This window comes from Streptococcus parasanguinis, assembly GCF_040908565.1.
Lineage (GTDB): Bacteria > Bacillota > Bacilli > Lactobacillales > Streptococcaceae > Streptococcus > Streptococcus parasanguinis_AC.
In genome coordinates this window covers 37,294-47,386 of the sequence record NZ_JBDGEA010000005.1, presented here as the reverse complement: position 1 = coordinate 47,386, position 10,093 = coordinate 37,294, and the positions used below count along the sequence as shown (strand labels likewise).

The 10,093-nt window shown below is 37.8% G+C and carries 12 protein-coding genes and 1 pseudogene; 5 read left to right on the top strand and 8 right to left on the bottom strand.

All coding sequences use genetic code 11. From position 1 onward, the window contains the following. The first annotated feature begins 654 nt into the window (after nucleotides 1–654). Nucleotides 655–936 (top strand): autorepressor SdpR family transcription factor, encoded by a 282-nt coding sequence (locus AB5Y61_RS03635; protein ID WP_003009465.1) that lies wholly within the window; start codon nucleotides 655–657, stop codon nucleotides 934–936. After that, nucleotides 923–1,558 carry an SdpI family protein gene (locus AB5Y61_RS03630; RefSeq protein ID WP_368403209.1) on the top strand — a complete coding sequence of 212 codons (636 nt, stop codon included), beginning with the start codon at nucleotides 923–925 and terminating at the stop codon, nucleotides 1,556–1,558. Before AB5Y61_RS03635 ends, AB5Y61_RS03630 begins: the two co-directional genes overlap by 14 nt. Nucleotides 1,559–1,725: 167 nt before the next feature. Here the strand turns inward: AB5Y61_RS03630 and AB5Y61_RS03625 are convergent, their stop codons facing one another. From AB5Y61_RS03625 to AB5Y61_RS03615, 3 genes are all read right to left on the bottom strand, one after another. Then, entirely contained in the window at nucleotides 1,726–2,532 is an 807-nt protein-coding gene (locus AB5Y61_RS03625) for a hypothetical protein (protein WP_368403208.1), read from the bottom strand. Beyond that, entirely contained in the window at nucleotides 2,529–3,218 is a 690-nt protein-coding gene (locus AB5Y61_RS03620) for a hypothetical protein (RefSeq protein WP_023920118.1), read from the bottom strand. Before AB5Y61_RS03620 ends, AB5Y61_RS03625 begins: the two co-directional genes overlap by 4 nt. Nucleotides 3,219–3,326: 108 nt before the next feature. After that, nucleotides 3,327–3,947, bottom strand: a complete 621-nt coding sequence (locus tag AB5Y61_RS03615; protein WP_023920119.1) for a 3'-5' exonuclease — start codon at nucleotides 3,945–3,947, stop codon at nucleotides 3,327–3,329. Nucleotides 3,948–4,140: 193 nt separating this feature from the next. Between AB5Y61_RS03615 and AB5Y61_RS03610 the strand changes: the two genes are divergently transcribed. After that, complete coding sequence (locus tag AB5Y61_RS03610) at nucleotides 4,141–5,091, top strand: helix-turn-helix transcriptional regulator (RefSeq protein WP_049504175.1); 951 nt, start codon at nucleotides 4,141–4,143, stop codon at nucleotides 5,089–5,091. A gap of 353 nt (nucleotides 5,092–5,444) precedes the next feature. Here the strand turns inward: AB5Y61_RS03610 and rpmG are convergent, their stop codons facing one another. From rpmG to AB5Y61_RS03590, 4 genes are all read right to left on the bottom strand, one after another. After that, nucleotides 5,445–5,594 carry a 50S ribosomal protein L33 gene (rpmG, locus tag AB5Y61_RS03605; protein WP_001265622.1) on the bottom strand — a complete coding sequence of 50 codons (150 nt, stop codon included), beginning with the start codon at nucleotides 5,592–5,594 and terminating at the stop codon, nucleotides 5,445–5,447. Nucleotides 5,595–5,609: 15 nt separating this feature from the next. Further along, entirely contained in the window at nucleotides 5,610–5,792 is a 183-nt protein-coding gene (gene rpmF / locus AB5Y61_RS03600; protein WP_003009516.1) for a 50S ribosomal protein L32, read from the bottom strand. Nucleotides 5,793–5,942: 150 nt separating this feature from the next. Further along, on the bottom strand, nucleotides 5,943–6,143 hold the full coding sequence (locus tag AB5Y61_RS03595) for a PTS ascorbate transporter subunit IIC (protein WP_003011522.1): 201 nt from the start codon (nucleotides 6,141–6,143) through the stop codon (nucleotides 5,943–5,945). A 2-nt stretch (nucleotides 6,144–6,145) separates the two neighbouring features. Beyond that, a complete protein-coding gene (locus AB5Y61_RS03590) occupies nucleotides 6,146–7,168 on the bottom strand; it encodes an SPFH domain-containing protein (protein ID WP_368403207.1) in 1,023 nt (340 codons plus the stop codon). A gap of 187 nt (nucleotides 7,169–7,355) precedes the next feature. Between AB5Y61_RS03590 and ilvD the strand changes: the two genes are divergently transcribed. Continuing rightward, nucleotides 7,356–9,059, top strand: a complete 1,704-nt coding sequence (ilvD, locus tag AB5Y61_RS03585) for a dihydroxy-acid dehydratase (RefSeq protein ID WP_368403206.1) — start codon at nucleotides 7,356–7,358, stop codon at nucleotides 9,057–9,059. Nucleotides 9,060–9,165: 106 nt separating this feature from the next. Then, nucleotides 9,166–9,533, top strand: a pseudogene (locus AB5Y61_RS03580) (glyoxalase). Between the two features lie 66 nt (nucleotides 9,534–9,599). Here AB5Y61_RS03580 and AB5Y61_RS03575 read toward each other — a convergent pair. Beyond that, complete coding sequence (locus AB5Y61_RS03575; RefSeq protein ID WP_223363937.1) at nucleotides 9,600–9,941, bottom strand: metal-sulfur cluster assembly factor; 342 nt, start codon at nucleotides 9,939–9,941, stop codon at nucleotides 9,600–9,602. Nucleotides 9,942–10,093: the final 152 nt, after the last annotated feature.

The following is a 10,093-nucleotide window of genomic DNA, read 5'->3' as shown; positions in this document are numbered from 1 at the left end:
CCGGTTTTGGTGGCTCTTATAGGGAGATTATTATGAAAAAGTTTAGGATTTTCTATCAAACAAAGTTAGGAGGTCTTTATTTGATGGTTTTATTATAAGGCGGTTTGCTTAAAGAAAACTTAAGAAAAGGCGCTGTGTATGAGAATCGGTCTTAAGGCTGATAAAATGTATTAGCTAGCATCACAAATAAGCTGTGTTTTTATTTATAATAACTTTTTCTTTTTAAAGGATGTAGTTTCCGCTCTGCTTAAACTGCATCAATGTACCTAAGTTCACTAATGTTCGCTAAGGTAATAAGGAACGTAGTTTTCGCTTCGCTCAAACTGCGTCAACGTACCTAAACTCGCTGATGTTCGTAAAGGTACGTAGAAAAAGCCACCGGTTTTGGTGGCTCTTATAGGGAGATTATTATGAAAAAGTTTAGGATTTTCTATCAAACAAAGTTAGGAGGTCTTCATTTGATGGTTTTATTATAAGGCTGATTTCTTAAAGAAAACTTAAGAAAAGACGCTGTTTATAAGAATCGGTCTTAGGTCTGATAATTTTTTACAACAGAAACTATTTAGATTTTTTTCTAAATAGAGTTGACAAAATCATATGAAAGGTTTACTTTCTATTTAGAAAGATATCTAAATAGATTAGAGGAGATAGAGAATGAACTTTGCGCAAACATTTAAAGCTTTATCGAATCCGATAAGAAGAAGTATCTTAGAACTGCTAAAGGCGGGGAAATTATCTGCTGGCGATATCGCTGGTCACTTTGATGTGGCAGGAGCGACCATTTCCCATCATTTAAGCCTCCTCAAGCAGGCAGATTTAATTCGAGAGGAAAAAGAGAAGAATTTTATCTACTATGAACTCAATACTTCTGTCTTGGAGGATTTAATGGTCTGGCTCGTTGATTTGAAAGGAGACTCTACTGATGAAAACGAATAAAAAACTATTGATATTAACTTCTATGGTGATACTTTTCCCCATACTTTGGGGATTGATCATTTGGCCACAATTGCCTAACCAAATCCCGATTCACTTTAATGTTGCTGGTCAGGCCAATAACTTCCAATCAAAACCCCTGGTTGTGTTTGGCCTTCCTATCCTCCTTCTCTTGGTGCATCTGTTTGTGATCTTTATGATCAGACGTGATCCTAAGAATCGCACGATGAATGAAAAAATGGTCAAAGTAAACCACTGGTTGACTCCAATCGTTTCCTTAAGTATCTCCTATCTCATCTATAGCAAGGCGCTAGGATCTACTACCAATCCATCAGTTTTTGTTTCAGTTTTGCTGGGTCTTATCTTTGTGATCATGGGCAATTACATGCCTAAGTTGAAAGTGAATCACACGGTTGGGATCCGTCTGCCTTGGACCTTGCAGAGTGAAGATAACTGGCACAAAACCCATCGCTTGGCAGGGAAATTGTGGGTCCTCGGAGCTTTGATCCTCCTTCTTGAAGCAGGCCTTCAATTCGCGCTTTCTTATGTGTTGGTGCTGGTCATCCTCGCCATTGTCCTTATCCCTGTGATGTACTCTTATCAGTTAAGTCGGAGAAATCGTTAGTATGAAAAACAACCAGAGAAGAAGTAGTCGTGAACTGTTTCTTTTCCGGTTGTTTTTGCTTGTTTTCATAAGAATACGCTCTTATGCCGATAGCAATTCAGGTCAACAGTTTGGTAGATGTTTCCTCTTGCTGGAATGTCTAGAATATGCATTAATTTGCCTTCCAATTACGAAAATAGACTTTTTGCCCAATTAGTTGAGATTTTGTTCTCCACTAATACTTTTTCCTGCCATATTCCAGAATATTGTATTCCCTCGTTTTTAGCAGAATTTCTATGATTACCACATAGATTTTCAGGCCTTAATGCAGGGATTTCTTTCCAAACACTCCGGCTTTTTCCTCTCATGGTTAATACCCTCTTCTCATCAAAATCAAATGTTCCATAACCTTTATAATTAGATGAAAATGCTAATTTATCACTGGGCATATACAACATATTTGATTTAGCATTGATCAGATGATTGTTAGAGTGAGGATGAAAAGAATAACTTTTTTTCAATATATCTTGATTATTTGTTAGATCACCAATTTGCAAATAACCATAAATAATATTTAAATCAGGTGAACCTTTTTTAAAATGTAGTGTTCCATTCTGAATATCTCCTTCGGTTTGTCTAAACCAACCAAAAAATAGGAAAAGATCCCCAACCGCAACATTTTGGTTTCGTAGTAAACCTTGCGAACTATTAATCTGTCCAAATGCAGGTTTCCAGTCAGAGACAGGCACATTTCTCAGACCTTCTCTTATATCAGGGTCAAGATGGCAGTTATAATGATTAGTCTTATCTTCAGTTCCTCTCAATTGTTTTAAAATATTTGAGAAACTAACCCCGTTATAGTTTAAGTCATCAAAAGATAAGTTATCAAACTTCCCAGGTATTGGTAATGATAATAAGGTTCCGTCAGGTAAGATTGGGCTTGGAATTCCTCCATTAGATGAATCAAACCCTTTTCTAGATAAAATAATTTTCATAGTTTATTTCCTTTTATGTAGAATGGATGGTATGGTAAATCAATAATTTTGTTTTGTGATCCTAGTAAATTCTCAGCAAAATTTGCTAACTCTAGAGTATCCATAAATCGATCATTTGAATTATAAAAACCATTTTTTGCATTCCATCGCGGAAATGGTTTGCCATTTAGTCTAGCTCGGCTTCCCATAGGAAAAAAGGAAAGGATTTCCTTAGGTATTTCAAGAGGAGATTTTCCAAAATAGCTAAAACGGTCTGCGAGAATAACCACCTCATTCATAAAATGAGTATTATGCAATCCATCATGCTCAATCATCCATTGATAAGTATACGAATCCCGCCGATTTTCTGACTTTGGAGATCTTAAATATTCTCCCATAGTCATAATTTCACTAATTTTAGCCACAAAAATTAAATGATTGTATTTGGGGGTAATAAAGGTGCCTTGGTCATCTTTCCACTGTTGACCATCTTTCGAATGGCCAGCTATCGCCATTATGTATGCATCCACTTCATTATTATTAATTTTATCGGCCCAGTTCTTCTTAATGTTTCTTCTTAACTGCTGCATACAACCACCTTCACTTAGAAGCTGAGGTGTTTTATCATAATTTTCAGTAAAAACACAAGGGTTTATACCATAATCATGGGTCATCCTATAACAATAAACAATAGTTTGTTTTTTCATAATAATCTATTTTCTCCTAAATAAAATCTATAATTTACCTAGTGCAAGTATTGTCAATGTAGGGAATTTTTCAAAGACAAAAGATAAAAAACTCTAGAATTACATTTTTTATATAGATAGATTTTTTACGGGTAAATCATTTAGTTGTTCAATTTCTTTAAAATTATATTTGGCTAGGGTTTCGTTTAACATGATAGGAAACAGTTTGCAAAGCGCGTTTACACCTGCCAAACAACCTTGGCCACTATAGTCTTCACTGTTCAAAAAATCTCGGATCAGTGACACAAGCCCATACCTTTTTCTATCTGGATAAATACGGTGAGCGAGTTCCAGAGAATCGATATACGTATTTTCTAATGGCAGGTAATGAAAATTTTTTAGTTTTTCTTGAAGAAACTTCATTTCAAAAGTTATATTGTGAGCAATAAGTACACTATCTTGAACAAAATCTAAAAAGTCTTGTAGTACTTCTGGTAATGATTTTGAATTCATTATATCTTCATCTGTAATATTGGTAATTTTTTTTATAAAATCACTGAGAGGTTGAGAAGGAGTAATATACTCATTGAAACTATCAATTTTCTCTCCCTTTTCAATTTTTACGGCGCTAATTTGAATAAGTTCATCTTTAGTGGCATTTAATCCGGTTGTTTCTATATCGAATACAATATATGATAAAGATTCAAAAGATTGATGTTGTCCTTGATAAACAATTTGCATTTCTTCCATGATCCAAACTCCTTAAGTAAAGGTAAAATATTAATTAAATTTTTTCTAAAAGCATTAGTGAGAAACTCACTATGTGTTAATTATATCAGATCAGATAGACAATATTTGTCCTTTTTAATTGTCAAGATTGTAAAAAACAAATTTTGTAAGGTTTGTTAGTATGTTATAATTTTTAATATGTGGGGTAATCAATATGAATGATCAAGGAAGAATTCTTAATATATTTTTACGTTTGTTTTTTGGAGAGAAATTACAAAAGAAATCTCTAGCAGATGAATTTGAAGTTAATGAACGAACAATACAAAGAGATTTATCATTTTTGAGATATTTTGTGTCTGTTCATTCAAGTATTTTAGGTAATCTTGTTTACAATAGAGATATAAAAAAATATTCAATAGATCGACCATCAACTATAGAAAAGCAAGAAGTACTGTTTATATCTAAAATATTGTTGGAAAACAGAGCATTAAATAAAAATGAATTTAATAGAGTGATAAATAGTTTATTAAACACACTCTCAATAGATGATAAAAAATTAATCGAATCAGTTATAGCTAGCGAAAAATTAAATTACGAGCCGATCTCTGACAAGCAAGATCGTATACTTAAAACATGGGAGCTCTCAGAAAAGATTATTTATGAACAAGTAATTGAATTAGAATATAAAAGTCCCTATACGGATGTTGTAAAAAAGCACATCGTTTTCCCAGTCTCAATGTATTATGATTTTCACTATTTCTATTTAGTTGCATATCACCTTAAGCATGAGACATATACAACGTTTAAAATTGATCGTATCAAAAGATGGAAATTAAGCGATAGTAAGAAACCAAACATACCCCATCGCAATAAGTTTCGTGATGGAGATGTGAGAAACATAAAAGTTGATGCATTTTCAGGATCTCTCATAAAAATCAGGCTCAAGTTTAATAATGATCCATCTATTGTTCTCGATCAATTTCCCAATACAAGAATTTTAAGCCAAGAAGAAAATCAGACAGTTATGGAGATTGAAACCCAATATACTCCAGGTCTGAAAAGGTGGTTACTAAGTCAGGGAGATAGTTTGGTGATCACTAAACCTCAAAAATTAGTAGATGATTTAAAGCAAACAATCAACAATATGTTAGATCAGTATAGATAGTGAACTAATCATTAATATATATTAGATTTTTAAAAGAGTCATCCGGTTCTCTTTTTAGGAAAGTTTATTTTATGTATGATTTATAAAAAACAACCAGAGAAGAACTAGTTGGGAACTGTTTCTTTTCCGGTTGTTTTTGCATGTTCATCGTTTCAAATTCCAAATTTTCAGGGAAAGATTTATTTTCGGAAAGTCATAGGTCTCCATGTTCTTTCCATAATGTAGCTAGTATTTTCATTGAAACTTTTCCAAAAAAGGTAGAGAAAAAGGTAGTGATTGAGCTGAAATATACTGCATTTGGAAAAAAGAAAAAAGCCTTTGAAACGTTGATTTCAAAGGCTTTTTAAACTCAATTATTTAACTTCTGTAAACACAACGTGTTTGCGAAGTTTTGGTGAGTATTTCTTCAATTGAAGACGGTCTGGAGTGTTACGTTTGTTTTTAGAAGTAAGGTACAAGCGTTCACCAGATTCTTTGTGTTCAAGTGTAATATTTACGCGCATGGTATCTCCCTTCTATTATTCAGCTGATGCAGCTTTAGCGATCTTACGTCCTTTGTAGTATCCTTTAAGTGATACACGGTGTGAACGTGAGTAATCTCCAGTTGCTTCGTCAAAGTTTACAGATGGAGCTGTTACTTTGTAGTGCGTACGACGTTTGTTTTTCTTCGCTTTTGATGTGCGACGTGCAGGTACTGCCATTTCGTTTTTCTCCTTTTAAGATATAAATTCAATTAGGTTTGATTTTCATCAACTTTAACAGTATAACAAAACTTTTTTGTAAAGTAAAGTTACTTGACAAAAAATTGTTAAAAAAATCTCCCACCCCATCAAATGGGACAGGAGTTCTCCTTAAAGGTCTATTTCAAATGGCTCATCAATCGTTTCCGAAACGTATTTGCCATCCTTTTTTCGTTGTTTGACACATTCTGTCAGCAAGTACTCGATCTGCCCATTGACCGATCGAAAGTCATCTTCTGCCCATGATGCGATAGCAGCATATAACTTGGCTGACAATCTAAGTGGAATCTGTTTTTTCTTTTGGTCAGCCATTCTTAATAGAGACTTCCCGTATTAACAATTGGTTGTGCATCATGATTGCCACAGAGAACGACTAGAAGGTTCGATACCATGGCAGCCTTCCGTTCTTCATCTAGCTCTACAATCTCTCCTTCGCTCAAGCGTTCGAGAGCCATTTCAACCATCCCAACTGCTCCATCGACAATCATCTTCCGCGCATCGATAATGGCAGACGCTTGTTGGCGTTGAAGCATCACAGCTGCGATTTCTGGAGCATAGGCCAAGTAAGTAATGCGAGCCTCTAGAATTTCGAGCCCAGCATCTTTAACACGTGCTTGAATCTCTTCTCGAATGCGACTGGCCACGATTTCACTAGAGCCTCGGAGGCTACCCTCATCTGCTTGGCCGTCCCCTGTCGTATCGACATTAGGAGCTACATCATAAGGATAGATGCGGACAATATTACGAAGGGCACTATCACACTGCAATGAGAGATATTCTTTGTAGTTATCCACATTGAAGACTGCTTTAGCCGTATCCACTACGCGCCAAGTAACTGCAATACCGATTTCTACAGGATTTCCCAAACAGTCATTAATCTTCTGACGAGAGTTGTTCAAGGTCATCACTTTTAAGGAAATACTCTTTTTACCTGTCTCGATAGAAATATTGTTACCTTCTGCTGTTTTACTGACAGACATGGGTGACTTGGTGGTGACATCACCACTTTGGCCCAAGCGGGTGTTATTGGCAGGATTGACAGCGACACAGAAGGGATTGACAAAGTAAATACCCGCTTCTCGAATGGTTCCAATATAGTTCCCAAACAAGGTCAAGACCAAGGCCTCTTGCGGTTTAATAATTTTGATCCCTGCATAGCACACCAGACTAGCAATAAAGAGAAAAATACAGGTAATAACTCCAATTGCAAGCGGGAAACCTTCTGGTAAACTAGCAATCGCACTAATAAAGGCAAAAACTAAAACAAGATCTCCAACTAGCAATCCTACAAGGACAGCTAAGCCGTTTTTCTTTTGGGTTAAAATTTTTTCTTCCATGGGACGAGCCCTTCTTTCTTTATGATATCTAAATGATATCACTTTGTTTTAAAAAGTCAAGATATAACTGTAAACTATTTTAGCAAGCAAGCGATTGAGTTAAATTGTCTGAAAATTCAAGAATTTTCTTCTGTCGTTGGGCCGTAAATTGTGCTATAATAATAGAAAAACGATGAGAGGGAATCAGATGACAGAATTAGATACACGCCATCGCAGTAGCATCTACGATAGCATGGTCAAATCCCCTAACCGGGCCATGCTTCGGGCAACTGGGATGACAGATGAAAACTTTGAAAAACCAATCGTAGGAGTAATCTCTACTTGGGCTGAAAACACGCCTTGTAACATGCACCTCCATGATTTTGGGAAATTGGCCAAAGAAGGTGTAAAAGATGCGGGAGCTTGGCCAGTCCAATTCGGAACCATTACGGTTGCGGATGGGATTGCTATGGGAACGCCTGGGATGCGCTTCTCCTTGACGTCTCGTGATATCATTGCAGACTCTATCGAAGCTGCTATGGGCGGTCACAATGTGGATGCCTTTGTAGCCATCGGTGGCTGTGATAAGAACATGCCTGGTTCTATGATCGCCATTGCCAATATGGATATCCCTGCGATCTTTGCCTATGGTGGTACCATTGCCCCAGGTAATCTGAACGGCAAGGATATCGACTTGGTTTCTGTTTTCGAAGGAATTGGTAAATGGAATCACGGTGATATGACCGCTGAAGAAGTGAAACAATTGGAATGTAACGCCTGCCCTGGCCCTGGTGGCTGTGGTGGGATGTATACGGCCAACACCATGGCGACAGCGATTGAGGTCCTTGGGTTGAGCTTACCAGGTTCCTCTTCTCACCCTGCTGAATCAGCGGATAAAAAAGCCGATATCGAAGAAGCGGGTCGTGCTGTTGTCAAGATGCTTGAACTAGGTCTTAAACCGTCAGATATCTTGACACGTGAAGCCTTTGAAGATGCGATTACAGTGACCATGGCGCTTGGTGGTTCTACTAATGCGACCCTTCACTTGCTTGCGATCGCTCATGCGGCCAATGTGGACTTGACGCTGGAAGACTTCAACGATTTCCAAGAGCGTGTGCCCCACTTGGCGGACTTGAAACCTTCAGGGAAATATGTCTTCCAAGACCTTTACAATGTCGGTGGTGTGCCAGCTGTCATGAAATACCTTCTTAAGAATGGTTTCCTTCACGGGGATCGCATCACATGTACTGGTAAAACAGTAGCTGAGAACTTGGAAGACTTTGCTGATTTGACACCAGGTCAAAAAGTTATCATGCCACTTGAAAATCCAAAACGTGCGGATGGTCCATTGATCATCTTGAAAGGGAACTTGGCTCCAGAAGGGGCGGTTGCCAAAGTATCAGGTGTGAAAGTTCGTAACATCACGGGTCCTGCTAAGGTCTTTGACTCAGAAGAGGCTGCCATTGAAGCCGTTCTTTCAGATGAAATCGTGGATGGCGATGTTGTCGTTGTCCGTTTCGTAGGTCCGAAGGGTGGTCCTGGTATGCCGGAAATGCTGTCCTTGTCATCCATGATCGTTGGTAAAGGCCAAGGAGATAAGGTGGCCCTCTTGACAGACGGACGCTTCTCTGGTGGTACGTATGGTCTTGTTGTTGGACATATCGCGCCTGAAGCTCAGGTCGGCGGTCCAATCGCCTATCTCCATACAGGGGATTTGGTAACAGTTGACCAAGATACTAAAGAAATTACTATGCACGTCTCAGACGAAGAGTTGGCCAAACGGAAGGCAGAAACAACCTTGCCACCACTATATAGCCGTGGGGTTCTCGGTAAATACGCCCACATCGTATCTTCAGCCTCACGTGGTGCCGTGACCGACTTCTGGAATATGGAACAGTCTGGTAAACAATAACTAAAACGAGAAACGAGCAGACAAGACACTGCTCGTTTTTTGTCATCGAATACCGTTGTTCTTTTCAACAAATACATGATATTGTTTATAAAATGGAGAAGAAAAAATATTTTCAAAAAATACAGGAATTATACTCTACGTAAAAGATGTAGCTGCTGAGCGAGATTTTTAGTCTGCAATTGGTTTTAGATTGTTAATCAGTCCGAGATCATGGGCTTTGAAACCTTTGAGATGAAACCACATGTGGACAGCACATTGACTTTTACTGTTTATGCAGAAGATTTTATCAGACATGTTTCCCCTGATGTTTTAGACATGAAGACAAGCGTTTTATTTGAAACGGCTAATATTCAGGTCTTGCATGAAAAAGTCGCAGCAGTAACTGACACTGTCAGTCCGATCCAGACAGAGCCATTTCCAAACTTCAACTTTGCAAATCCAAGCGGTCATTATTTTGCAGTCAAAAGTGTCTAATTTGATTTAATGGCGATTTTTTAACATTCAACAAAAAAGTTCTCTGTTCATGAACAGAGAACTTTTTTATCGTGGTGGAAGCCCAAGGGCGATGCGCCCATACCGGCTGATTCGTGTAATTTTCCAAGCAGGTGACCAGGTCACTTCGACCTTGACATCTTCGATCCCATCGATTTCTTTTAGGCGAGCGACGATTTCGATAGGCAAACTCTCCGCACAGTCGCATGCGGTATCGGTAAAGGTCATGACTACCTTGCAAGTACCGGTCTCATCTAGATGGATCTCGTAGATAAGTCCTAAGTTATAGACATCTAACTCAACATCTGTATCAAATACAAGCTCCAATTTTTCGATTAACTGCTTCTCCAGTGCGAGGGCACGATCATTGATTTTGATATCTTCTCTCATTGCAAGATCCTTTCAGTCTAATATGGTTTCCATTTTCTCACAATTCCGATCATAAAGCAAGAATAGATCTGTCATTTGGTAGATTTGGCCGAACGAAAAAAAGTCTAGCCTCCATTTCTCTTCGAATTTATGGTAAAATAGAGGGAAAAGTA